The organism is Kitasatospora sp. NPDC059146, assembly GCF_042786665.1.
Lineage (GTDB): Bacteria > Actinomycetota > Actinomycetes > Streptomycetales > Streptomycetaceae > Kitasatospora.
Window position 1 is genome coordinate 14929 of record NZ_JBHZCY010000023.1, and the last position, 24543, is coordinate 39471.

Sequence of the window (24543 nt, forward strand, 5' to 3'; positions counted from 1 at the left end):
CGGCCCCACCCGGCTCCTGCTAGTTGCCGGTTTCCCCGCCCGACTCCTCGCCCGACCTCTCGCCCGACTTCTCGATCGGCTCCTCGCCCAGCTCGTCGCCCAACTCCTCGCGCAGGAAGCGTTGGAACGCGGTGACCAGCGCCTGCGCCACCATCGGCTGGATGTGGTCGGTCAGCTCCTTCATCCGGGCCAGCTCCGTCGGATCCGGCTCGCTCTCCCGGTACGGCTTCCAGACCGTCTCCCGGAACAGCCGCTGCAACTCCCGCGCGGTCGCCCGGCTGTGCTCCACCACCACCGCCCGGGCGGCCAGCAGCGTCTCCAGCGGGATCGGCACGTCCAGGATCCGCACGCCCAGCGGCAGCAGGCCCGGATCCGTCCGGAACACCTCCGGGTCGGCGGTGCGCTCCAGCGCCCCCATCGCGACCAGGCGTTCCACCTGCTCCTCCGACAACCCCCGACCGGCCCTCCGCTCCAACTGGGCGCGGCCCACCTCCTCGGCGGTCTCCGGCGTCCAGGACGCCACCAGCGCCCGGTGGATGGCCAGGCCCAGCGGGGTGCTGTCCTCCGGCAGCCGGGCCAGGTAGCGCTCGATCGCGGCCAGGGTCAGCCCCTGCCGCTGCAACTCCTCGATCAGCCCCAGCCGGTCCAGGTGCGCGGCCCCGTACAGCCCCACCCGCCGCGGGCCCAGTTCCGGCGGCGGGAGCAGCCCCTTCGTCCCGTAGAACCGCACCGTCCGCACCGTCACCCCGGCCCGCGCCGCCAACTCGTCCACCGTCAGCCGCACCTCGCCCACCCCGGCGCCGTGCTCCCCCATCTGCTGCCTCCCGCGCTGGCACACTCCTGCTGTGACAGCTGCAGTGTGACAGTGCGGTGCGATCAGGTCCATCGGATGGGGTGGGCGGCCCGGGGACAGCGAACCGGCGCCGGCCCCGGTGTTCGGGGCGGGCGCCGGTTTCTGGTCGCCTGTGGGTCCTGCGCAGGCGGTGGGTCCCTCGCGGGTGGCGGGTCAGGCGAGGGCGGCGTGGTGGCGGCGGGTGACCTCGGGGTGGGCCCGGGTGTAGCCCTTCCACTCGTTGAAGCCGAAGTCGGCGAAGAGCGGGTTGGCCGGGTCCTCGGTGGCGCCGGGGGCGTGGTGGGCGAGGGGGAAGTCGAGCGGCTCGACGTGGGCGTCCAGGCGGGGGTTGTAGAAGAACGGGACGGAGTAGCGCTCGCGGGCTCCGGCCGGGCTGACCACGCGGTGGCTGGTCGCCTTGAGGTAGCCGTCGGTGGCCACCTCCAGCAGCTCGCCGAGGTTGACCACGAAGGCGCCGTCGAGCGGCGGGACGTTCAGGAAGGTGCCGTCCGGGCGCTCCACCTGGAGGCCGCCGACGGTGTCCTGGAGGAGCAGGGTGATGAACCCGTAGTCCTTGTGGGCGCCGACGCCCTGGCCGGCGCCGTCCGGCGCGGTGCCCGGGTAGCGGACCAGCTTGAGCCGCAGGTGGGGGTGGCCCGCGAAGGCGTCGTCGTAGAAGTCGGGGCGGGCGCCGATCGAGGCGAGGAGCTCGTGCAGCAGGCGGCGGGCGACCGCGCCGAGGTGGTCGATCCAGCCGAGCGCGGCGGTGCGCAGCTCGGGCAGCGCCGTCGGCCACTGGTTGGGGCCCTCCAGCCACCAGTACGGGGGCTCGCCGCTTCCGGGGGTGTGCGGGGGCAGCTCGGCGCCGATGTCCAGCTGGTCGCGCCAGTCCTGGCTGCCGCCGGTGCGCTCGTCGCCGGTGCGGGTGTAGCCGCGGTAGTGGGGGGAGTTGAGGTTGCTCACGGAGAGCCGGTCGGCCTCGGGGAGGGCGAAGAAGGCGCGCATGGCTCCGGTGAGCGCGGCCGTCTCCTCCGGGGTGATGCCGTGGCCGACGAGCTGGAAGAAGCCGACGCCGGTGGCGGCGGCGCGGAGCTCGTCGTGCAGGCGGCGGCGGTCCTCGGGGCTGCCGTCGGCGAGCGAGAGGTCGATCACCGGGAGGGCCTCGGGGTGCGCCTCCGGGGTGGAGCCGGTACCGGATATGGGCGTGTACTGCTGCGTCATGTGTGACATCCGCTGGTCTCGTCCCGGCTGGTCCCGGTGGTCGACCAGGGAAGGCCGGAGCCGCGCCTGGTGCGGCGGGTGCTCCGGGTAGCCGGGAGGTGGTGGCGGCCGCGTCGGGGCTGCCGTGAGGGTGGGTGGCGCGAGGTTCAGCCGGAGCGTCGACAGGACATGGTCGTCACGCGGAGCAGGTCCACGTGGCGGCGGCGAACAAGGATGAGCACCTCACCAGGGTAGATGACCCGTTCGGTGGAGGGCGAGCCCCCTGGCGCGGAGGGGCACCCCTCACTTGTCCGTGCTCAATCAATCACAGTTGCTTCCCTTCCTGCCTGCTTGGTCCCGCTGCCTCCCGTCCTTGCCTCCTCCCTCGTGCTCCAGTCCTTCCGGGGACGTCTCCTTCCGGGGACGTCGAGGCCCTCAGGAGTTGTTGAGGTAGGCCAGGACGGCCAGGACCCGGCGGTTGTCGTCGTCGGAGGGCTGGAGGTCGAGACGGACGAAGATCGACGCGGTGTGCTTGGCGACCGCCCGCTCGGTGATCACCAGCTGCTGGGCGATCGCCGCGTTGGAGCGGCCCTCGGCCATCAGCGCCAGCACCTGCCGCTCGCGCGGGGAGAGGGTGGAGACCGGGCCGGCCGAGGAGTTGTGGGTGAGCAGTCGGGTGATCACCTCCGGGTCCATGGCCGTACCGCCCTGGGAGACCCGGCGGACGGCGTCGAGGAACTGGGCACCGTCCAGCACGCGGTCCTTGAGCAGGTAGCCGATCCCGCCGGAGCTGCCGGCCAGCAGCTCACGGGCGTAGAGCTGCTCCACGAACTGTGAGAGCACCAGTACGGGGAGTCCCGGGTGGGCCTGCCGGGCCGCGAGTGCCGCGCGCAGCCCTTCGTCCGTGAAGCTCGGCGGCAGCCGCACGTCGACCACGGCGATGTCGGGCCGGTCGGCGGCGATCGCGGCGAGCAGCTGCTCGCCGTTCTCGACCGCCGCGGTGACCTTCATGCCGTTGGCCTCCAGCAACCGGGTCAGCCCGTCCCGGAGGAGGAAGAGGTCTTCGGCGATGACAACGCGCACGGGATCTCCAGGTTCACGATGGTCGGTCCGCCGGACGGACTGCTGATCGCGAGTACCCCGTCGAAGGCGGCCAGTCGGCGTTCGGTTCCACTGAGGCCGGTGCCCTGGGACGGGTCCGCGCCTCCGCGCCCGTCGTCGGTGACCGATATCCGCAGCAGCCCGTCACTGTGCCCTATCTCGATCCACAAGTGCGAGGCCCCGGCGTGTTTCACCGCGTTGGCCAGCAGTTCGCTCACTGCGAAGTAGGCGGCCGACTCCACCGGGGCCGGCGCCCGGCCGGGCAGCCCGCCGGTGAAGGTGACCGGAAGGGGCAGGTCCAGCGCGGTGGCCTCCACCGCGTCGGCCAGGCCTCGGTCGGCCAGCACCGGGGGATGGATGCCCCGGACCAAGTCCCGTAGCTCGCTGAGCGCCTTGACCGAGGACGTCCGCGCCTCGGCGAGCAGCGGCCCGAGGGCGTCCGGGTCGTGCTTCACCTGCTCGGCGACGGTCAGCAGCATGCCCAGCGCCACCAGCCGGGCCTGCGCCCCGTCGTGGAGGTCCCGCTCGATCCGGCGCAGCTCGGCCGCCCCGGCGTCGATGGTGTCCGCCCTGGTGCGCGCCAGATGGCTGACCTGGCGGGCGAGTTCGGTCTGCCGGGAGGGCCCGAGCAGGGACCTGGCCGCCCTCTCGTGCACCCTCAGGACGGGCGGTGCGGCCCACAGGAGGGCGAACGGGGCCACCCAGAGGCCCATGCCGTAGACGATCATCAGCGGGAACAGCAGCCCGTTCCGGCCGAAGACCTCCATCGCGAGCGGTGTCAGCACCACGACCGCGGCCGTCAGCAGTACGGCGGATCCGGTGAGGAGCGTCCAGGCGAGGTCCCGCCAGGTCGCCGGGTCGGCCAACCAGCCGCCGGCCCGCAGCCGTTGCCAGGCGCCGGCGTCGCCGACCGGGCGGTGGTACGGCGCCGGGACCGGCCGCCCGCTCCACCGCTCGACGACGCGTCGGCTCTCGGTGGCGATCCAGCGCGCGCCGAACAGCCCGAGCACCAGCAGCGACGGTGCCAGCCAGAGCGAGACGGACCGGCCGCCGGGCGCGGCGCCGCCGTACAGGTGGGTCGCCGTCACCGCGAGCGCGCCCGGGGCGAACAGCACGGCCCCCACCGCCCGGCCGGAGCCGCCGGTGGCCCAGCAGAGCGCCCAGAGGGCGACCGGCCCCAGTGGCACCGTCAGGATCAGCGGCCCGCCCGGCCCGAAGTGCCCGGACTCGTCCGGGCCGAACAGCGCGGAACCCAGCACGATCGGCCCGGCCAGCAGCGAGATCAGCCCCGTCACGGCCATCGTCGCCACGTACCAGGCGCGCACACCGTCCGCGCAGGCCCGGCCCAGCCGTCGAGCCACCCCGGTGATCACTCCCGCCCCCATGTCGGCCCCCTTTCCGTCCCGGCCCCGCAGAGCCCGAAGTCTGTGTTCCGGAGCCCTCGGTGGGCGTCCGTCCCGATCTTCCGCAGAGTCAGTCTGCCCGGCGTGATCGTCCGGCGCTCTAGGCCTGAACACCCAGTTCGGGGTGTATCTGGATACACCCCCAGGAGGCCGCCCAGACGGCTGTCCGGGCCCGGTCGCGGCTTCGTAGCGTGATGTTCCGTCAGCCGGTCCCGGGCCTCCCGGAGCCGGACCCCGAACCGTGGAGGGCCCGTGAACGCGCCGATCATCAGGATCCGCGGCGTCAGCAAGACGTACGAGCGATCCGACGCAGCCCGTCCCGCCCTGGCCGGGCTCGACCTCGAGGTGCGGGCCGGCGAGGCGGTGGCCGTGCTCGGCCGCTCGGGCAGCGGCAAGTCCACCCTGCTGAACCTGGTCGCCGGCCTCGACCGTCCGAGCGAGGGCGGCGTCGAGGTGGACGGCGTGGCCGTCCACGAACTCGGCGAGGCCGCGCTCGCCGAGTACCGGCGGACCAGGATCGGCATGGTGTTCCAGTTCTTCAACCTGCTGGACGACCTGAACGTCGAGGACAACGTGCTGCTCCCGGCCCAACTCGCCGGGATGCGGCGGGAGGCGGCCCGGGCCCGGTCCGGGGAGCTGCTGGAGCGGCTCGGGGTGGCCCGGCACGCCAGGGCCTTCCCCGGTCGGCTCTCCGGCGGCGAGCGCCAGCGCGTCGCGGTGGCCCGGGCGCTGATGAACCGTCCGCCGCTGCTGCTGGCGGACGAGCCGACCGGGGCGCTGGACACCGCCTCCGCCGCCGACGTCCGCGAGCTGCTCCGCGGGCTCAACGCCGAGGGCCAGACGATCCTGCTGGTCACCCATGACACCGCGCTCGCCGAGGCCTGCGCCGACCGGACGATCGAGCTGCTCGACGGCCGCCTGGTCCGGGACACGGCCGCCGCGTCGCTCCCCGGCGACCGGAGCGGGGTGGGCGCATGAGTGTGATGGGCAAGGTGGTCCGGGCGGGGGTGGGCCGCAAGCGGGTGCAGACCCTGGTCATGGTGCTCACCACGATGATGTCCGTGACGGCGTGCATCCTCGCTCTCGGGCTGGTGGTCGCCGCCCAGGGCCCGTACGAGCGCGCCTTCGCCGACCAGCACGGTGCCCACCTCAACGTGCTGTACGACCCGACGAAGGCGAGCCCCGCCCAACTCGCCGCGGCCGCGTACGTGCCCGGGGTGACGGCCTCGGCCGGCCCCTACCCGGCGGTCACCCTCCAGCCGCGGGCCGGCCAGGACAGCAGGATCCCGCCGGCCGGCAGCCTGCTGCCGCCGATGACGCTGGTCGGCCGGGCCCAGGACGGCCCGATGGACGACCTGCGGGTCACCAGGGGCCGCTGGATCGCGGGCCCCGGCGAGGTGGTGTTCCTGAACGGGCGCTCCCCGCTGTCGGTGGGCGACACCGCGCAGTTCCCCGACCTGCCCGGGCACCCGACGCTCAAGGTCGTCGGCCTGGCCGACTCGGTCTCCTGGAGCGCGGACGGCTGGGTCGCCCCCGAGCAGGTGGCGGGGCTGACGGCGCCCGGCACGACGCCCGCCGCCCAGTACCTCTACCGCTTCGCCCACGCGGGCAGTGACGCCGAGGTGGACGCCGACCACGCGGCGATCGCCGCCGCGGTGCCGAGCGGTGCGCTCACCAAGGCGACCACCTACCGGCCCGCCCGGGAGGAGGCCAACCGGACGGCGTCGACCTTCGTCCCGTTCGTCACGGCCTTCGGAGTGCTCGGCCTGGCCATGTCGGTGCTGATCATCGGCGTGGTGGTCAGCGGCGCCGTGAGCGCCGCCACCCGGCGGATCGGCATCCTCAAGGCCCTGGGCTTCACCCCGGCCCAGGTGGCGCGCGCCTACGTCGGCCAGGCGCTGATCCCCGCCGGGGTCGGCACCGCACTCGGCGTGCTCGGGGGAAACCTGCTGTCCGTACCGGTGCTGGGAGTGGCCCGCAAGGCCCTGCGCGGCGGTCTGCTCGGCATCCCGGTCTGGGTGGACGTGGTGGTCGCGGGCGCGGCCCTGGCCGCAGTGGTCGGCACCGCGCTGGTGCCGGCGCTGAGGGCCGGACGGCTGCGCACGGTCGAGGCGCTCGCGGTCGGCCGGACGGCGCCCGGCACCAAGCGGGCGGCGGCCAGGGGTACGACGGGTCGGGCCGGTCCGGCGGGCCTCTTCTCCGCGGCGCAGGACCTGATCGGCCGGCTTCCGGTGCCGCGGGCGCTCAGCCTCGGGCTGGCGTCCCCGCTGAACCGGCCGGGCCGCTCGGCGACCACCGCCGCCGCGGTGGTGCTCGGCACGGCCGGGGTCACCCTCTGCGTCGGGCTGACGCTCTCCCTGGGGTCGATCCAGGACGGCCTGGCGGCGGACGGCGCGGGCAAGGTCCTGGTCCAGGTCCCGGTCGACGGCTCCGCCCCGGTCGACCACGTGGACGAGGCGGCCGTGGTGAAGGCGATCGAATCCCGTCCCGGGACCAGGGCCTGGTACAGCACCGTGCCCGCCGCGGCCACGGTGGCCGGGGCCACCGATCGCTACGAACTGGTCGCCTTCACCGGCGACGCCTCCTGGAGCGGCTTCCAACTGGTCACGGGCCACTGGTTCCACGGCCCCGGCGAGACGGTGGTCAGCGCCGCCTTCCTGCGGGCCAACCAGAAGAAGGTCGGTGACACCGTCACCCTCACCGACCACGGGCGCACCACCCCGGCGAAGATCACCGGGGAGGTCATGACCACCCAGGACGTGGTGTTCGTGGACCGCGCCTCGCTGGAGCCACTCGGTGGCGCGATCCACGCCGAAGCGGTCTCCTTCCACATCGACCTCACCTCGGGCACCGACGCGCCGTCCTACGCCGACGGACTGGACGCAGTGGTGAAGCCGATGGGGCTGAGCGCCGACCCCGGTGAGGGCCGCCTCAACATCGTGGTGCTGGCGATGAACACCCTGGCGGGCACGCTCACCCTGCTGCTCGCGGTGGTCGCGGGGCTCGGGGTGCTCAACACCGTGCTGCTGGACACCCGGGAACGGGTGCACGACCTGGGGGTGTTCAAGGCCCTCGGGATGTCGCCCCGGCAGACCGTCGGCATGGTGCTCACCTCCGTCTGCGGCAGCGGGCTGGTGGCCGGGCTGATCGGGGTCCCGATCGGGATCGGGGTGCACCACCTGGTGATGCCGGCGATGGCCCGCGCCGCCGGCATCGGGGTGCCGGACGCGGACCTCACGGTGTTCGCCCCGTCGGTGGTGGGGCCGCTGATATGCGGCGGGGTGGCGCTGGCCCTGCTCGGCGCCCTCCTGCCCGCGACCTGGGCCGCCCGCACCCGGACGGTCACGGCCCTGCGGACGGAGTGACGCCGGGGCGCCCCCGGGGCGACTTCCGGCGGGGTGGCCGACCAGGACCGCGGTGGCCGACCCGGACCGGGACGGCCACCGGGGGGCGGGGGCTGCCGTGCGGACTCCCCGATGGGGGCGGCTCCGCCGAGCCGCCCCCGCCCCACCGGGCGGGGTCGGGCCGCCGGTCCGAGCCCCGTGCCTCGGCTCAGGAGAGCCGAGCCGCCGCGTACGCCTCCATGGCGGCGCGCTGGTAGGCAGCCAGCCCGGGAGCGATGGCCTCGTACGCGGCGCTCCACTGCTCGTTCTCCGTGCACGAGCGGGCGAGGGCGAGGTACTCGTCCAGCGGAACACCGGTCCGCAGACCGATGAGTACTCGGTAGTCCTCAGCGACCATCTGCTGCGTGCGCTCGCCCTCGGCCGGGTGGCCGGCGGCCATCAGTTCCGCCAGGCGGACCATCCGCGCGGTCCGCTCGCGCTGGCCGGCTTCGATCTCCGCCGGGGTCATCCCGGCGGTCGCGAGCCGGGTGGCCTCGATGTGCTCGGGGAAGTCCCGCAGGCTGCTCTCGATGTCGGCGGGCTGGATGCCGTCGAACAGGTTCTCGGGCCGGTTGATGCTGGTCATGGGTGTGCCGTCCTTCCGGGAGCGTTCCAGGTCGGCGATCGTGCGCGAGACGGTGGCGGCCAGGGTGTCGAGCCGGTCGCGCTCGGCGACCAGTCGGCGGTGGTGGCCCCGCAGGGCCTCCAGTTCGTCGACCTGGGCGCCGACGATCCGGGAGATCTCGGTCAGCCCCACGCCCAGTGCCCGCAGCACGAGGATCTGCTGCAGCTTCAGCAACTGCCGCTCCTCGTAGTAGCGGTGGCCGTTGGAGCCGATCCAGGCCGGGGGCAGCAGCCCGATCTCGGCGTAGTGCCGCAAGGTGCGGGCCGTCACGCCCGACATCCGGGCGACTTCCGCGATCGGCCAGGCCATCGCCGTCTCCTCTCCTGCGGGGCTGTCGCCCCGTTCCGTCACCGTGCACGTCCGCTCGGACCGGGGCCGGTTCCTCCGGCCCCGGTCACGACCGTAGGAGCTGCCGCTGCGGCAACTTCAAGTCCGACCGCTGCAGCCCGATCACCGCGTGCGCCGCGCGCGCGATCACCGCCTGCGCCGCGCGGGCGGTGATCGCCCGCACCGCCTCCGTCGCCCACTCCGCCGACAACCCACCCCCCGCCACCTACACCGTCCGCACCGCCGACGCGGGAGCTGCCACCGATCGGAGTGCTGCCACCAGCGCCCCGAGCACCGGCTGCCCCCAGGCACCCTCCCGTACGGCGGCGTGCAGGGTCCGTACCGGCTCCGGGCCGCGCACCCGGCAGACCGTGACGCCCGGGTGGCGCTGCGTCAGGCCCAGTTCCGGAAGCAGCGACACTCCCAGCCCCGCCGCGACGAAGCCCTGCGCGGTGACGTAGTCCGCGCCGTCCACCGCGAGTGCCGGACGGAATCCGGCCGCGTCGCAGGCGTCCTCCACCAGGCTCCGACAGGGGCCGGGCGGCTCGGCGCCGACCCAGGGCTCGTCCGCCAGCTCGGACAGGTCCAGCACGCGCCGCCCGGCCAGCCGGTGACCCCGGGGCAGCACGGCGCGGTACGGATCGTCCTGCAAGTGCACCAACCGCAGCCCGGTCGGGGCGTCCTCGGCCCGGAACACCACCGCGAGGTCGGCCCGACCGTCCCGTACCTCGATGAGCGGGTCGACGGGGTCGGTCAGGCCCAGGTCGAGCCGCACGCCCGGGTACTCGCGGCGGAAGACGGCCAACGCGGGTGCCACCAGGGCGGAACCGGCCGTGGTGAAGTACCGGACGGTCAGGCAGCCGGTCCGTCCGGCCCGCAGGTCGGCCAGTGCCGCGCCCGCCTCGGCGACCTGCCGGTCGATGGCTGCCGCGTGCCCGGCGAGCAGCAGTCCGGCGGCGGTCGGTCGCACGCCGCGCCCGATCCGTTCCAGCAGCGCCGTCCCGGTCTCCCGCTCCAGCGTCGCCACCTGCTGGCTGACGGCGGACGGGGTGTAGCCGAGTGCGCCGGCGGCCGCGCTCACCGAGCCGTGGTCGACCACGGCGCGCAGCACCTGCATCCGGCGGACGTCGAGTGAGGCAATCATGCAGCGCAGCTTAAAGGTGGTTCAGAACTTTTCGCTTGTGCTAAGTGATCACCGCGCGCGACCGTCATCGGGCACCCCGAAACCCGACCGACACCACCATCGACAAGGAGCTGGACCGTGCTGCGAATGGCCGTCCTCGCCCTGCTCTGGGGCTCAGGCTTCCTCTGGATCAGGATCGCGCTGCAACACGGGCTCACGCCGGTGCAGATCACCGTGCTGCGCGCCGCCCTCGGCGCCGCCGTCCTGCTGCTGCTTGCCCGCTCCGCCGGGCAACGCCTGCCACGCGGCGGCGCGCTCTGGCGGCGGCTCGCCGTGGCCGCGTTCTTCTGCAACGCCCTGCCGTTCCTGCTGACCGCCTACGGCGAACGCAGCGTCGGCTCCGGCCTGGCCGGGGTGCTGCACGCGACCACCCCGCTCTGGTCGCTGCTGATCGGCTTCGCCCTCGGGACCGAGCGGGCCCGGGGCCCACTGCGCCTCGTCGGTCTGCTGCTCGGCTTCGCCGGCGTGCTGCTGATCCTCGCCCCGTGGCGCGACGGCGGCGGAATCGGTGACGGAATCGGTGATGGGATCGGCGGCGCCGGCGGGGGCATCAGCATCCCCGGGGCGCTCACCCTGCTCGGCGCGGCGGCGAGTTACGCCATCGCCTTCGCCTACATGGCCCGGGCATTCGCCGGGACGGACACCGCCCCGCTCGCCCTCTCCGCCGCCCAGCTCTCCGCCGCCGCCGGGCTGAGCGCGATCGCCCTGCCCACGGTCGGCCCGCTGAACCCGCTCGCCGGCGCCGATCCGCTCGGCCTGGCCGCCGTCACCGTCCTCGGCATCGCCTGCACCGGGCTGACCTTCCACCTCAACTACCGCCTGATCGCCACCGAGGGCCCGACCGGTGCCGCCACCGTCGGCTACCTGCTGCCGGTCGTGTCCACCGCGCTCGGCGCCCTGTTCCTCGGTGAGCAGCTGACCGCACGGGCGGTGGCCGGGATGGCCGTCGTCCTGGCCGGGGTGTTCCTCGTGAAGCACCGGCCGAAGCCCGCCCCCGCCCCGGCCTCCGCCCCCGCCCCCGTCCTCCCGGACCCCGCCCCCGTCCTCCCGGACCTCGCACGTGACTGAACGGACCATGCGCCCCGACTCCCTCTGGCGGATCCCCGACTTCCGCACCCTCTTCACCGCCACCGCTCTCACCCAACTCGGCACCAACGTCGGCTACGTCGCCGTCCCCCTGGTCGCCGTCGAGGCCCTCGGCGCGGGCCCCGGCCAGGCCGGTCTGCTCGCCACCCTGAGCACCCTCGCCTTCCTGCTGATCGGGCTGCCCGCCGGCGCCTGGGTCGACCGGATGCACCACCGCCGCGTCCTGATCGTGGCCGACCTGGTGAAGGCCGCGCTCTACGCCTCCGTCCCGCTGGCCTGGTGGCTCGGCGGGCTCACCCTCGGGCAGCTGTACGCGGTCGCGCTGCTCACCGGCGGTGCCACGGTCTTCTTCGACGTCGGCTCGCAGAGCGTGCTACCCGGGCTGGTCGGCCGGGAGCATCTGGTGGACGCGAACTCCGCCGTGGTCGGGCTGATGGCGGTCGGCAACGTCGCCGGACGCGGTGCGGGCGGGATGCTGGTCCAGTTGCTCACCGCGCCACTGGCGATCGCGGTGACCGCGCTCAGCCACCTCGGCTCCGCCCTGCGGCTCACCGCGCTGCGCCGCACCCCCGCCGATGACGTCCCCGCCGCCGACATCCCCGCCGATGACGTCCCCACGGCCGCCCACCCCGACACCGCCACCCGCCCCGTCATCCCCGTCCCCGTCCCCGTCCCCGTCCCCGGCCTCGGCGCGCAGATCGCCGAGGGCCTGAGGCACGTCCTCGGCAACCCGGAGCTGCGGGCCCTGGCCGCCACCGCCTCCCTCAACAACCTCGGCTCGCAACTGGTCAACACCCTGCTCCCGGTGCTGTTCGTCCGTGAACTGAACCTCCCGGCCTGGGCGTTGGGCCTGTTCTGGGCGGTCGGCGGGGTCGGCATCCTGCTCGGTTCGCGCTGCGCCCGCCCGGTCTCGGCCCGGTTCGGTGACGGTCGCACCCTCGCTCTGGCGGGTCTGTGCCTGGCGCCCGCCGGACTGCTGGTGCCGATGATCGTCGGCGGGCCGTGGCTGTTCCTGGCCGGGGCGGGCTGGCTGCTGGTCTCGCTCAAGACCGGCATGGACAACGTGCTCGGGGTGAGCCTGCGTCAGCGGATGACCTCGGACCACCTGCTCGGCCGGATGAACGCCACTTTCCGCTTCCTGCTCTTCGGCGCGCTCGCGATCGGCTCCGCGCTCTCCGGGCTGCTCGGCGAACTCCTCGGCCTGCGCACCACGCTCTGGCTCGGCGGGGCCGTCCTCGCGACGGCCTTCCTGCCGGTCTACCTGTCCCCGCTGCGCACCCGCCGCCGACCGCCCGCAGCACCGGTGAGCACGGCCACCAGCACCGCCCTCAGCGGCGCGGCCCCCACCGCCCCCACCGGCACAACCGCCTGCGCGCCTACCAGCCCGGCCCGGTACCGTGCCTCGGCTGCCAGTCCAGCCCCGGGTCCGGACGCGGACGGACGGTGTGCACCAGCGCGATGACCGACCAGACCACCACGGTCAGCAACGCGTAGAACAGCAGCAGCGCCCAGAACGGCGTGGTGGACAGGCTCCGGTCCTCGAACCGGCACCAGGCGTCCGGCGGGAGCCAGGAGGCGCCCGTCTCCAGCAGCCGACCGCCGCCCGATACCAGGCCGCGCTCGCAGCGCTCCCCGTAGTCCAGCGACCGCACGTACAGCAGGGCGTACAGCGCGCCCGCCGAGGTGAGGGAGAGGCCGGCGCCGATGCCGAGGAGCACCACCCGTCTTCGCCCGGCCGCCGTACGGATGTTCGTCACCGGGGCAGCGTACCGGCGCGGCGGCGCCGGCCGAGGGAGGAGCGTCCCCCCGGCGTTCAGCCGAGCAGCCCGCCCAGGTGCCCGTCCTCCGCGAGCAGCCGCCAGGACCGCCCGGGCGAGGCGAAGGCCTCCGGGTCGACGCCCTCGACCAGCCGGTCCACCACGGTGCTCAGCAGCGACTGCGGGTCGAACACCGCCCAGGTGTCCCGACCCCGGCCGTGCTCGCCACCGTGCTCGCCGCCGCGTTCCCGGCCGTGCTCCCAGCGCTCCCACTCGGCGCGCAGCCGCTCGTACGTCCACAGGGCGTAGAGCAGGGCGGTCAGGTCGCGGTTGAGGTAGGCCTCGGGCTGCCCGTCGTCGTACCAGTCGGGCAGTTCCAGCCGCCCGGTGGCGCCGTCCAGGGCGATGGTGAGGTCGGACGGCCAGTCCCCGAGCGCGAGGTAGTCCCGCTGGTACGGGCGTTCCTCCTCGCCGTCGAAGTACTCGGGGTACGCCTCCGCCATGGTGACCAGCGGCTCCTCGCACACCCCGAACATCGCGCCGCCGAGCGGCAGGCCGACCTCGGTCAGCAGTCGGCGGGTCGGCTCGTGGGTGAGCGCGGCGGGCAGCGACTCCGGCCGGAACCGGTGCACCCGGCCCGCCCCGCCGTCCTCGTCGGTCAGCGCCGCGAGCTCGGCGACCAGTTCGGTGTCGACCCGGTACGCGGGGCCGCCCGGGCCGCCGGGCAGCGCGCCCCAGCCCAGTGCGCGGACCAGCAGGGCCGTACTCCAGTGCGCGGGCGTGGCGTCGCGCCCGAACAGCCCGGGGTCGATTTCCCGCATCCGCCGCTCGGCACCGGCCGTCACCTCGGCCACCACCGCGGGCCCGCGCCGTCCGTCCAGCGCCTCCGGGCGCCGGGCCGCTTCGCCCACGGCCTCCACCTCCCGTACCAGCGCGGCCAGTGCGGGCAGGTCGGAGGCCAGCAGGTCCCGTCGGGGGCCGCCGTTGCCGAGGAGCACCTCGCCGGTGGTCCCGTCCAGCAGCACCAGGTCGCCGACGGGGGCGAAGGGGGTGCAGTAGTCCGTCTCCCCGAGGATGAAGAGCCGCTCCGCGCCGGCGGTCGGGAAGGCCTTCAGCGAGCCGCCGCCGAGCACCCGGAAGTCCAGGAACGCCCCGGCCGCCGGCAGCCCCTCCCGCACCAGGAACTCCCGGCTCCCCTCGTGCACCACGCCACCCGGCACCCCGGCCACCCGCACACACTCCACGTGCCCCGCCCTTCCCCGTTCCGCCCCCTGTTCCACCCGACCCTAGCGGGCCGACCCGACAGCGCCACGGCGGTTTCCCCGGCCGGCAGCCGGCCCCCGGGTCCGCCCCCTCGAAGCTGCGAGTCCGCACCCACCCCTTCGTGCCGGTGCCTACGGGTGCACCACCTCGTCCACGTTCCACCGCTCCGGCAGGTCCGCGTCGCAGAAGACGCAGACGTGGTGCCCCTCCCGGACGATGCCGCACCGCCCGCCCGTCCAGGCGGCGAACACGCCCTCGGCGCGTACGGGTCGGCCGCCCGGATTCCCGGGGGCCTACGGCCGCAATTCCGACGGCTGCATCCCCGCTGGCCGCAACTCCGCCGACCGCGGCCCCGACGGGTACAACTCCGGCGGCCCCACATAGCGGTACGCCCGCCCGAAGCCCTCCTCGACCTCCGCCGCGACACCCCGCTCAGCCAGCTGCACCTGCCACCACGCCATCTCGACGGCCGTCCCACTCAGCCCGAACTCCCGTAGTTCGTCGAGCAGTTCTTGAGCCTCGTGGAGCGTGACCCCGGCCCCGTCCCGCAGCACCCGCAGGGCCGCCACCGGATCCCCGAGCGGATCGCCGGGCGGATCGTCGGGCGGACCGGAGAGCCGCAGTCGGGCCGGACCGTGGGCGGCCAGCAGCGCCGCCCGGACGTCCGTCGGCATCGCCTCCGGGCCCGCGTGCTCGCACAGGTGCGGGCCGCAGGACGGGCAGTGCAGCTCGGCGTCCCACCACAACTCCCGCCCCTGGTGCAGGAACTGCCCGATGCTCCGGACGGCGGCGCCCCCGCACTGCGCGCACCGTACGGACGTCCTGACGCCCGCCCCGTGTCCGCCCCCGCCCCCGTCCCTGTCCCCATCCCTGTCCCCGCTCCCACTCCCGCCCCCGGGCTCAAGCGAGTCCGCCGGCCCGTCGGGCCGCCTGCTCCACCCGGTCGTGGTGGGCCCGCCACCACGAGGCGTCGCCGGGGGCCGTGTTGGCGCCGTCGGACCGCTGGCCGGTGGCGCCGTCGATGAGTTCGCGGACCAGGTCGGCGTGGCCGGCGTGCCGGTGGGTCTCGGCGATCAGGTGGACGAGTACCCGGTGCAGGGTCTGCTGCGGGCGGTCGCCGAACGGGAGCCGGCCGACGGCGTCCAGCGGCAGCGCCTCGATGGTGGCGTCCGAGTGCGCCCAGACCCGGCGGTAGCGCCCGAGGACCTCCTCGGTGCTCTCCTCGGCCCGGGCCCACAGGTCGCCGTTCGGCTCGTCGGTGCCGACGAACCACAGCGGGGTCGGTTCGGGGAAGGGGCGCCCGAAGGTCTCGCCGAGGTACAGCGCCTCGGCCCCGGTGACGTGCTTGACCAGTCCCAGGAGGTTGGTGCCGGTGGGCGTGAGCGGTCGCCGGAGGTCGTACTCGGAGAGGCCGTCCAGCTTCCACAGCAGGGCGTCGCGGGCGTCCTGGACGTAGATCCGCAGGTCGTTCTTGTCGTCGTTCGCCGTCATGGGATCAGTCTGGTGACGGCCGGGAGCCTGTCCACCGGTTTAAGACCGACCGGTTCAAGCGTGACGGGACGTCAGCCCTCCTGCCCGGTCAGCCCCGCCGGATCACCGCCGTGCCCCGGGCGAGGTCCACCCCGGTGGGGTTGCGCGGTGCGCCGTTCTCGTCGTCGTCGCGCTGCATCAGCGAGGACTGCCGCTCCTTGAGCTCGTGCTGCTTGCCCGCCGAGAAGCTGGCGTGCAGCTGCTCGAGGCCGGTGGCGGAGATCTGGCCCTGTCGCGCCGGGGTCCGCCAGGGCAGCAGCCCGGCCCGTCCGGCGCGCAGCAGCAACTGGTCGACCAGGGCCAGCACGGTGAGCAGCACCACCAGCCCGGGCAGGGTGACGAAGACGAGGAGTCCCATGGGTCGAGTATCCGTGTCCCCGGCGGTCCGCAACAGGCCCGGGCGCCGGGAACGCACGCCGGGAACGCGCGGCGGGAACGCCGGGAACGCACACCAGGAACGCCGGGAACGCGCGGCGGGAACGCCGGTCAGCGCACGACGTCGAAGATCTGCTTCTGCAGGCCGTTGCCGTAGACCTGGTGCTCGACCAGCTCCAGCTTCTGGGCGTCCTTGTCCGTGGCGCTGAACAGGCGCTTGCCCGCGCCGAGCAGCAGCGGGTAGACGAGCAGGTGGTAGCGGTCGATCAGGCCGGCGTCCGAGAGGCTGTGGTTCAGGGCGGCGCTGCCGTGCAGGATGATCGGCCCGCCCTCGGTCTCCTTGAGGGCCGCGACCTGGTCGACCGAGCGCAGGATGGTGGTCTCGCCCCAGTTCGACACCAGGTCGTCCTCGGTGAGGGTGGTGGAGACGACGTACTTCGGCAGCGTCTTGTAGCGGGCGAACTCCGGCATGTCCGGCCAGACCGGGCTGAACGCCTGGTAGCTGACCCGGCCCAGCAGCATCGCGGTGGCCTCCTCCTGCTCCTGTCCCTTGATCTCGTAGGCCTCGGGGACGAACTCGACGTCCTTGAAGGTCCATCCGGAGTTCCGGTAGCCGGGTTCGCCGCCGGGGGCCTCGACGACGCCGTCGAGCGAGACGAAGGCGGTGCTGATCAGGGTGCGCATGGGTGGTTCCTCGGTTCTCGTGGCTCTGCGGTTCTTGTGGGACTGCGGCTCTCGGGACTGCGGTTCTCGCGGGTCTACGGTTCTCGTGGCTCTGCGTACGTCGGACGGGCGATGCGTGCGCGTCGGTCAGGCGAGGAGCCCGGCCAGCCATCGCTGCCAGGCGGCTTCGGCCCCGTCCGTCGCGGGCCCGAAGAGGTGGTGGAACATCAGCACCGTCCCCGCGCCGTGGTGGAAGGTGTAGAGCCCGTCGGCGGTGCGGAGTTCGAAGCGTTCGTCGTCCGCCCAGACCACCTCCCCGTCCAGTGCGGGCAGTCCGGCCGGTCCGGCGTGGGCCCGGGCACCCACGGTGACCGGGAGCGGCAGTGACAGGGCGTCGGCGAGCAGGCCGCGGACCTCCGGGTCCGGGCGTCCGCCTCCGGGCGCGGCGGCGAAGACCGGGGTGCCGGTGCGGCCGGGGAAGTGGGTGAGGTACTCGCGGAGCGTGTGCAGGTGGAACGGCCAGCCGCGGCGCAGCGCGTCGTACTCGTCCTGCCAGTCGTCGCCGAGCAGGCCGCTGTGGACGACGCGGAGCACGGTGCTGCCGCCGTCCCGGCCCTCGATCAGGTACTCGAAGGCCATGAACCGGCCGTCCTCGGCGGTGGCGGTGCGGGTGGCCAGGCGCTTGCCGGGCTCGTGGGCGGTGACCACCGCCTCCGTGCGGTGGCCGCCGATCTCCATGCCGGCGGTTCCGCCCTCGCGCGGATCGAGTTCGTTGCGGCCCATGAACCAGGAGTCGAGGCCCGGTCCGGTGGCGATGGCCTCCCAGACCTGTTCCGGGCTCGCCGGGAGGGTCGTCTCCAGTTCGATCTCGAAGGGGTGGGTCATGTCCGGTTCTCCTGGTCGGCCTCGGGCCGCGGTCGGGTGTCCGTGGGCTGCGGTCGGGTGTCCGCGGGTTGCGGTCGGGTGTCCGCGGGTTGCGGTCGGTCGTCCTCGGGTTGCGGTGCCGAGGGGATCTGGTGGAGTCCGACGACCACCCGGTGGCTGCGGCCCCCGGGGGCGGACTCGTCGTGGTAGCGGCTGACCAGGGTGGCCACGGCCAGGGACAGTTCCTCGGCGAAGGCCGTCCGGTCGGCGGCGGAGGCGAACCGCACCTGGGCGTCGATGCCGAAGGAGGCGACCCGGCGCCCGGCCCGGGAGGCGCCGGTGAGCAGGGCCCCGACCTCCTGCACCAGCCGGGAGCCCAGGGCGAGCAGCCAGCGGGCGGAGAGCTGGTCGGGGGAACGGGAGGGGTCGGGGCTCACGGCGGCCAGGACGCTGGGGGAGATCACGTAGGAGGCGGCGGTGGCGCGGTAAACCCGTTCGGTGACGTTGCCCTTGCGTCGTTCCTCGGCGAGTTCGACGAGTCCGTGCCGTTCCAGTTCTTTCAGGTGGTAGTTGACCTTCTGCCGGGGCAGTTCCAGCCGGGTGGCCAGCATGGCGGCCGAGCCGGGCTCGGCGAGGGCGGCGAGGATCCGGGACCGGATCGGGTCCAGGGAGGCCTCGGCCGCGGCGGGTTCTTCGATCACGGCGACGTCCAGCACTCCTCCAGCATCCGACCGACAAAAAAATTTGTCAAGGAAAAAAGGGTTGTCGGTCACCTGAAAGAGCCAAGGGGGCTCCGGCATTCGGCGCATCCGACACGGAGCGTGACGGATGGGGGTGGCGGGGTGGACTTGAATCTTTGCGAACGGATGTTCGATCCTGGGGCTGTGCCCGTTTTCGAACCTTCTTTCGAATCCACCGTCGAACAGCAGCCCGCACGCCCCGTGCTGCGGCCGGTGGCGCTCCCGGCTGCCGTGCCCGCGTCCGAGAGCGTGCGGACGGACGGGTTGACGGACGGGATGACGGCTGGCTTGACGGCTGGGCAGGCGGCCGGGCGCGGACTGGTGCCCGTGGTGCCCGCCCTGCGCGAGGTACTGCCGGACGGCGGACTGCGGCGCGGGACGGCGGTGTCGGTGGCGGGCGAGGACGCCGGACTGCTGCTCGCGCTGGCCGCCGGGGTCCGGGAGACCGGGGGCGGCTGGGCGGCCGCGGTCGGGCTGCCGGAGCTGGGCCTCGCCGCCGCCGAGGGGTACGGCCTGGACCTGCGCCGCCTGCTGGTCGCCGACGACCCGGGGCGGCACTGGCCCGAGGTGGTGTCGGTGCTGGCCGGCGCGGTCGAACTGATCATGCTGCGCCCGGACGGGCCGGTGCCCCCGAAGCTGGCCGCCCGTCTGGCCGCCGTGCTGCGGCGCACCGGCTGCGTGCTGCTGGTGGCCGGGCCATGGCCGGGGGCGGTGCTGCGGCTGGGGGTGCGGTCCGGGCGCTGGTTCGGGCTGGGGGACGGCCACGGGCAGCTTGCCGGGCGTCAGGTGGAGGTGGTGGCCGAGGGACGCGGTTCGGCGGTGCGCGGCCGGACGGCCCGGCTCTGGCTGCCGGACGAGCACGGCGCGGTGCGCCCGGTCCGGGAGCAGCCGCAGCCCCTCGCCGTTCCCCCGGGCCCCGCGGCCGTCCCCGTCGTTCCCGCCGTCGTCCCCGTCGTTTCCGCCGTCGTCCCCGCCGTTCCCGTGGCGGCTCCGCTCGTGGCGGCGGTGGTGTGACATGCCGACGACGCCCGACGGCGACCGGACCCCCAGGGTCCTGGTGGTCTGGTGCCCGGACTGGCCGGTGGTGGCCGTCACCGGTGACGACCCGGTGGCCGTGACCGAGGCCGGCCGGATCCTCGCCTGCTCCGCGGGCGCCCGGGCTGCCGGGGTGCGGCAGGGGCAGCGGCTCAAGCTGGCCCAGCGGCTCTGCCCGGAACTGGAGCTGCGCGACCGCGACCCGGAGGCGGAGACCCGCCGTTTCGAGCCGGTGGTCGCGGCGGTGGAGGCGTTCACGCCCCGGGTGGAGGTGATCCGCCCGGGTCTGTGCGCCATTCCGGTGAAGGGCCCGGGCCGCTACTTCGGCGGCGAGGAGGCGCTCGCGGCCCTGGTCGGCGCGGCGGTGGCGGACGCCCTCGGGCGACCGCCCGTCCCGGACGCCGTCCCCGGCGCGGTGGCAGTGCCCGCCACGCCAGGCCCGCCCGCCACGCCCGCCACCCCAGGCCCGCCCGCCGTACCTGTCACCGGACCCACCGCCGCACCGGCCACCGGACCGACCGCCCCCCACGCCCGGATCGGCGTCGCCGACGGCCTGTTCGCCGCCGTGCTCGCTGCCCGCGCCGGGGTGCTGGTGCCCGCCGGTCGTACGGCGGAGTTCCTCGCCCCCTACCCGGTGGCCACGCTGGGTGACGAGACGCTGGCCGAGCTGCTGGGGCGGCTCGGCCTGCCCACCGTCGGGGCCTTCGCCGCGCTGCCGCCCGAGGCGGTCGCGGACCGCTTCGGCCCGACCGGGACGGTCGCGCACCGGCTGGCCCGCGGCCTGCAGCCGCGCCCGCTGGTGCCGCGCGGCGAGGAGCCGGACCTCGCCGTCGAGCAGCGCTTCGACCCGCCGGAGCCGTCGACCGAGCCGCTGGTGTTCGTCGCCCGCACGCTGGCCGAGCAGCTGCACCGGCGGCTGGCCGGAGCCGGGCTGACCTGCCGCCGGGTGGCGGTCGAGGTGGCCTGCGCGGACGGCCGGACGGTCTCCCGGCTGTGGCGGCACGAGGGCCGGCTGTCCGCGACGGCCCTGGCCGAACGGGTCCGCTGGCAGCTCCAGGCCTGGCAGGGCATGGGCACCTTCACCAGCGGCCCCGGCAGTACCGGCAACACCGACGGCCAGGGCAGCACTGGCAGCACCGGCAGCCCCGCCAGCCCCGGGGGCGAGGAGGGCTTCGCCCTGCTCCGCCTCGCCCCCGACGGCTTCTCCCCGGACCAGGGCCGCCAGCTCGCCCTGTGGGGCCAGGCCGTCGCGGACGACCGGGTGGAGCGCGCGGTGGCCCGGGTGCAGGCGGTGCTCGGGCATGCCGGGTTGCGCCGGATCGAGCCGGCGGGCGGGCGTGGTCCGGGCGAGCAGCAGGTCCGGGTGCCGTGGGGCGAGCCGTACGAGGCGGCGGCCGCGGCGGACGCGCCCTGGCCGGGGCGGCTGGCGGAGCGGTCGGCGGACCTCTGGCCGGCCGTGGTGCTGCGCGAGCCGGCGCCGGTCCGGGTGCTGGACGAGGCCGGCCGACCGGTCACGGTGGACGGCCGGGCGGGGGTGTCGGGCCGCCCGGCCCTGGTCGTGGCCCGGGGCCGAGAGGAGCGGGTGGCGGCCTGGACCGGGCCCTGGCCGGCGGTCGAGTACTGGTGGGACCAGTCGCTCGCCCGCCGCCGGGCGCGGTTCCAGGTGGTGGTGGACGGCGGCCGGGCGCTGCTGCTCACCGTGGAGGGGGGTGCGTGGTACCTGGAGGCCGGCTACGACTAGCGGCCCGAAGGCCCGCGGCAGGGGGACAGGGGGGCAGGACCAGTACGAGAGCGACGAAGGCAACCCCGATGGGCTTCACCAGCCACCCCACCGTCCCCTGGAGCGAACTGCACCGCCGGCTGACCGGCGCCGCGCCGGACCGCACGGTCGTCCCGCTGCGCCGCCCCGCCTCGGAGACCCCCACCGAGGAAGCCCCCACCTCGGAGACCCCCACCGAACCCCCCACCGAAGAAGCCCCCACCGAACCCCCCGCCGAGGAACCCCCTGCCGAACCCTGGGCCGAACTGCACGTCCACTCCGCCTTCAGCTTCCTGGACGGCGCCAGCGACCCGGAGGACCTGGTCGCCGAGGCGGCCCGGCTGGGCGTGGAGACCCTGGCGATCACCGACCACGACGGCCTGTACGGAGCGGTCCGGCTCGCCGAGGCGGCCCGGGGAACGGGCGTGGCCACCGTCTTCGGCGCCGAACTGACGATCCGTCACGGTGCGAGAGGCGCGGGTGCCGAGGACGTCGAGCACCTGCTCGTCCTGGCCCGCGACCCGGCCGGCTACCGCCGTCTCTCCGCCGCGATCGCCGCCGCCCAGCTGGCCGGCGGCGCCAAGGGCCGTCCGGCGTACGACTTCGCCGCGCTCGCCGGGGCGCACGACGGCCACTGGGCGGTGCTCACCGGCTGCCGCCTCGGCCGGGTCCCGGCGGCCCTCGCGACCGGCGGGGCGGAGCAGCGACTGCGCACCCTCACCGAGGCGTTCGGCCGCGAGAACGTGTACGTCGAGCTGATCGACCAGTGGCTGCCCGGCGACGACCGGCGCAACGACGCCCTCGCCGCGCTCGCCGGAGAACTGCGGCTGCCGGTCGTCGCCTCCACCAACGCCCACCACGCCGGCCCCGCCCAGGGCCGGCTCGCCCAGAGCCTGGCGGCCCTGCACGGGCGCCGCACCCTCCAGGAGGCGGCCGGCTGGACGAGGGCCTCCGGCACCGCGCACCTGCGCTCGGGCCGGGAGATGGCCGCCCGGCTGGCCCGCTTCCCCGGCGTCCGGCGGCCCACCGCCGAACTCGGCCGGGCCTGCGCCTTCGACTTCGCCAAGCTGGACCCGGAACTGCCCGGCTACCCCGTCCCCGAGGGGGAGACCGAGATCGGCCACCTGCGCGCCCTGGTCGCGGCCGGCGGCCCGGCCCGCTTCGGCCCCGGCAACGCCGCCGCCCGCCGCCAGCTCGCCAAGGAACTGGACGTGATCGAGGACCTCGACCTGGCCGGCTACTTCCTGATCGTCCACGACATCGTGGACTTCTGCCGGAGCCACGACATCTGGTGCCAGGGCCGCGGCTCGGCCGCCAACTCGGCGGTCTGCTACGCCCTCGGGATCACCGCCGTCGACCCGGTCCACTACAAGCTGCTGTTCGAGCGCTTCCTGTCCACCGCCCGGGACGGCCCGCCCGACATCGACCTGGACATCGAGAACCGCCGCCGCGAGGAGGTCATCCAGTACGTCTACCGCCGCTACGGGCGCGAGCACGCCGCCCAGGTCGCCAACGTGATCACCTACCGCCCCCGGCTGGCGATCCGCGACGCCGCCCGGGTGCTCGGCTACCCGCAGGGGCAGGTGGACGCCTTCAGCCGGCAGACCGACTTCCGTTCCGCCCCCGGCGCGGACGCCGTCATCCCCGCCGACGTGCTCTCGCTCGCCGCCCAACTCCACGGCCTGCCACGCCACCTGGGCATCCACTCGGGCGGCATGGTGCTCACCAGGGAGCCGATCGGGGAGATCTGCCCGACCGAGTGGGCCCGGATGCCCGGGCGCTCCGTCCTCCAGTGGGACAAGGAGTCCACCGCGGGCGCCGGGCTGGTGAAGATCGACCTGCTCGGCCTCGGCATGCTCGCCGCGCTGCACGACGCCTGCGACCTGATCGCGCTCCACCACGGCCTGCGCTACGACCTGGCCGGCATCCCGGGCGACGACGAGGGCGTGTACGCGATGCTGCGCCGCGCCGACACCGTGGGCGTCTTCCAGGTCGAGTCCCGGGCGCAGATGGCCACCCTGCCCCGGCTCAAGCCGGACCACTTCTACGACCTGGTGGTCGAGGTCGCGCTGATCCGCCCCGGCCCGATCCAGGGCGGCTCCGTCCACCCGTACCTGCGCCGCCGCGCCGGGGCGGAGCCGCCCGGCTGCCCGCACCCGCTGATGGAGAACGCCCTCGGCAAGACCCTCGGGGTGCCGCTGTTCCAGGAGCAGATGATGCAACTCGCCATCGACTGCGCCGGGTTCACGCCTGCCGAGGCCGACCGGCTGCGCCAGGCGATGGGCGCCAAGCGCTCGCACGAGCGGGTCGCCCGGCTGCGCGACCGGCTGCTCACCGGGATGGCCGAGCGCGGCATCCCGGCCGAGGTCGCCGAGGACGTCTACGGCAAGATCGAGGCCTTCTCCAACTACGGCTTCCCGGAGTCGCACGCGATCAGCTTCGCCTACCTGGTGTACGCCAGCGCCTGGCTCAAGCACCACTTCCCGGCGGCCTTCACCTGCGCCCTGCTGGCCAACCAGCCGATGGGCTTCTACTCGCCGCTCAGCCTGGTCGCGGACGTCCGCCGGCACGGCGTACGGGTGCGCGGGGTGGACGTCAACGCCAGCGGGCCGCGCCCCACCCTGGAGCCGTACCGGGGCCCGACCCCCGCGCCGCCGCTGACCGCCGGCCGGCCCCAACCGGCCATCCGGCTCGGCCTGGAGACGGTGCGCGGCATCGGCACCCCGCAGGCCGAGCTGATCGCGGCCGGGCAGCCGTACGCCGACCTGGAGGACTTCGCCCGCCGCACCGGTCTGCCCGCGCCCGCCCTGGAGGCGCTGGCGACGGCCGGGGCCTTCGACTGCTTCGGCCTGACGAGACGTCAGGCGCTGTGGGCGGCAGGCGCGTTCGCGGGGATCTCGGCCGAACTGCTCCCCGGCACCACGCCCGGCACCGAGGCGCCGGAACTGCCCGGGATGAGCCCGGTCGAGGAGGCCATCGCCGACCTGTGGGCCACCGGCACCTCCGCCACCAGCCACCCGCTCCAGCACCTGCGCGCCCACCTGGACCGCGGTGGCGCGCTCAGCGCCGCCCAACTCCCGCACGTGCCAACGGGAACGGCCGTGGTGGTCGGCGGCCTGGTCACCCACCGCCAGCGCCCGCCGACGGCCGGCGGGGTGCTCTTCCTCAGCCTGGAGGACGAGACCGGCCTGATCAACGTGATCTGCAACCGCCCGGTCTGGGAGTCCCAGCGCCGCACCGCCCTGGACCGGGCCGGCCTCCTGGTGCACGGCCACATCGAACGCGACCGCGGCGCCACCAACCTGATCGCCACCCGCCTCGCCCCACTCCGGATCGGCCTCTGAGGCCCCGGTCCGCCCGGTCGTGCTCAGCCCGGTCGCGCTCAGTCCGGGTAACGCACCAGCCCGCTCAGCTCCA

21 protein-coding genes are annotated in these 24543 nt (G+C 74.7%); 7 read left to right on the plus strand and 14 right to left on the minus strand.

Annotated features, from left to right (window positions below; translation table 11 throughout):
* Positions 1-19 precede the first annotated feature (19 nt).
* The 4 genes from ACFXPX_RS13085 to ACFXPX_RS13100 all read right to left on the minus strand — a co-directional run bounded on the left by ACFXPX_RS13085 (position 20) and on the right by ACFXPX_RS13100 (position 4518).
* The gene (locus ACFXPX_RS13085; protein ID WP_380641033.1) at positions 20-814 is read right to left on the minus strand and encodes a MerR family transcriptional regulator; all 795 of its coding nucleotides are present in this window, start codon (positions 812-814) and stop codon (positions 20-22) included.
* Positions 815-1006: 192 nt separating this feature from the next.
* Positions 1007-2053, minus strand: a complete 1047-nt coding sequence (locus tag ACFXPX_RS13090) for an isopenicillin N synthase family dioxygenase (protein WP_375891182.1) — start codon at positions 2051-2053, stop codon at positions 1007-1009.
* A 414-nt stretch (positions 2054-2467) separates the two neighbouring features.
* Entirely contained in the window at positions 2468-3115 is a 648-nt protein-coding gene (locus ACFXPX_RS13095; protein ID WP_375891184.1) for a response regulator, read from the minus strand.
* The gene (locus tag ACFXPX_RS13100; RefSeq protein WP_380641035.1) at positions 3067-4518 is read right to left on the minus strand and encodes a histidine kinase; all 1452 of its coding nucleotides are present in this window, start codon (positions 4516-4518) and stop codon (positions 3067-3069) included. The genes ACFXPX_RS13095 and ACFXPX_RS13100 overlap by 49 nt, the downstream gene beginning before the upstream one ends.
* 270 nt (positions 4519-4788) lie before the next feature.
* Between ACFXPX_RS13100 and ACFXPX_RS13105 the strand changes: the two genes are divergently transcribed.
* Positions 4789-5514 carry an ABC transporter ATP-binding protein gene (locus tag ACFXPX_RS13105; protein ID WP_380641037.1) on the plus strand — a complete coding sequence of 242 codons (726 nt, stop codon included), beginning with the start codon at positions 4789-4791 and terminating at the stop codon, positions 5512-5514.
* Complete coding sequence (locus ACFXPX_RS13110; RefSeq protein ID WP_380641039.1) at positions 5511-7901, plus strand: FtsX-like permease family protein; 2391 nt, start codon at positions 5511-5513, stop codon at positions 7899-7901. The genes ACFXPX_RS13105 and ACFXPX_RS13110 overlap by 4 nt, the downstream gene beginning before the upstream one ends.
* A 187-nt stretch (positions 7902-8088) precedes the next feature.
* Here ACFXPX_RS13110 and ACFXPX_RS13115 read toward each other — a convergent pair whose 3' ends face one another.
* Both ACFXPX_RS13115 and ACFXPX_RS13120 read right to left on the minus strand, forming a co-directional pair.
* Entirely contained in the window at positions 8089-8853 is a 765-nt protein-coding gene (locus ACFXPX_RS13115) for a MerR family transcriptional regulator (protein ID WP_380523543.1), read from the minus strand.
* 244 nt (positions 8854-9097) lie between these two features.
* The gene (locus ACFXPX_RS13120) at positions 9098-9988 is read right to left on the minus strand and encodes a LysR family transcriptional regulator (RefSeq protein WP_380403252.1); all 891 of its coding nucleotides are present in this window, start codon (positions 9986-9988) and stop codon (positions 9098-9100) included.
* A 153-nt stretch (positions 9989-10141) separates the two neighbouring features.
* Here ACFXPX_RS13120 and ACFXPX_RS13125 point away from each other — a divergent pair, with 153 nt between their 5' ends.
* Positions 10142-11122: a DMT family transporter gene (locus ACFXPX_RS13125; RefSeq protein WP_380641098.1), complete on the plus strand. Its 981-nt coding sequence runs from the start codon at positions 10142-10144 to the stop codon at positions 11120-11122.
* Positions 11115-12602 (plus strand): MFS transporter, encoded by a 1488-nt coding sequence (locus ACFXPX_RS13130; RefSeq protein WP_380641041.1) that lies wholly within the window; start codon positions 11115-11117, stop codon positions 12600-12602. Before ACFXPX_RS13125 ends, ACFXPX_RS13130 begins: the two co-directional genes overlap by 8 nt.
* Here the strand turns inward: ACFXPX_RS13130 and ACFXPX_RS13135 are convergent.
* The 8 genes from ACFXPX_RS13135 to ACFXPX_RS13170 form a co-directional block, all read right to left on the minus strand.
* A complete protein-coding gene (locus ACFXPX_RS13135) occupies positions 12517-12897 on the minus strand; it encodes a hypothetical protein (protein WP_375891194.1) in 381 nt (126 codons plus the stop codon). The two genes, ACFXPX_RS13130 and ACFXPX_RS13135, sit on opposite strands and share 86 nt — an antisense overlap.
* Before the next feature lie 56 nt (positions 12898-12953).
* Positions 12954-14126: an SUKH-4 family immunity protein gene (locus ACFXPX_RS13140; protein ID WP_380641043.1), complete on the minus strand. Its 1173-nt coding sequence runs from the start codon at positions 14124-14126 to the stop codon at positions 12954-12956.
* Between the two features lie 327 nt (positions 14127-14453).
* Positions 14454-14906: a hypothetical protein gene (locus tag ACFXPX_RS13145; protein ID WP_380641045.1), complete on the minus strand. Its 453-nt coding sequence runs from the start codon at positions 14904-14906 to the stop codon at positions 14454-14456.
* Positions 14907-15060: 154 nt separating this feature from the next.
* On the minus strand, positions 15061-15651 hold the full coding sequence (locus ACFXPX_RS13150; RefSeq protein ID WP_375891200.1) for a DinB family protein: 591 nt from the start codon (positions 15649-15651) through the stop codon (positions 15061-15063).
* 88 nt (positions 15652-15739) lie between these two features.
* Positions 15740-16048, minus strand: coding sequence for a DUF6191 domain-containing protein (locus tag ACFXPX_RS13155; protein WP_380641047.1), 309 nt, complete (start codon positions 16046-16048; stop codon positions 15740-15742).
* Between the two features lie 128 nt (positions 16049-16176).
* Positions 16177-16749 (minus strand): dihydrofolate reductase family protein, encoded by a 573-nt coding sequence (locus ACFXPX_RS13160; RefSeq protein ID WP_375891204.1) that lies wholly within the window; start codon positions 16747-16749, stop codon positions 16177-16179.
* A 126-nt stretch (positions 16750-16875) separates the two neighbouring features.
* The gene (locus ACFXPX_RS13165) at positions 16876-17613 is read right to left on the minus strand and encodes an SRPBCC domain-containing protein (protein ID WP_380641049.1); all 738 of its coding nucleotides are present in this window, start codon (positions 17611-17613) and stop codon (positions 16876-16878) included.
* Positions 17610-18308: a helix-turn-helix domain-containing protein gene (locus tag ACFXPX_RS13170; protein WP_380641051.1), complete on the minus strand. Its 699-nt coding sequence runs from the start codon at positions 18306-18308 to the stop codon at positions 17610-17612. Before ACFXPX_RS13170 ends, ACFXPX_RS13165 begins: the two co-directional genes overlap by 4 nt.
* Before the next feature lie 312 nt (positions 18309-18620).
* Here ACFXPX_RS13170 and ACFXPX_RS13175 point away from each other — a divergent pair, with 312 nt between their 5' ends.
* The 3 genes from ACFXPX_RS13175 to ACFXPX_RS13185 all read left to right on the plus strand — a co-directional run bounded on the left by ACFXPX_RS13175 (position 18621) and on the right by ACFXPX_RS13185 (position 24470).
* The gene (locus tag ACFXPX_RS13175) at positions 18621-19346 is read left to right on the plus strand and encodes a hypothetical protein (RefSeq protein ID WP_380641053.1); all 726 of its coding nucleotides are present in this window, start codon (positions 18621-18623) and stop codon (positions 19344-19346) included.
* A gap of 1 nt (position 19347) precedes the next feature.
* On the plus strand, positions 19348-21108 hold the full coding sequence (locus ACFXPX_RS13180) for a DNA polymerase Y family protein (protein ID WP_380641055.1): 1761 nt from the start codon (positions 19348-19350) through the stop codon (positions 21106-21108).
* Between the two features lie 68 nt (positions 21109-21176).
* On the plus strand, positions 21177-24470 hold the full coding sequence (locus tag ACFXPX_RS13185) for an error-prone DNA polymerase (RefSeq protein ID WP_380641057.1): 3294 nt from the start codon (positions 21177-21179) through the stop codon (positions 24468-24470).
* The last annotated feature ends 73 nt before the right edge of the window (positions 24471-24543 follow it).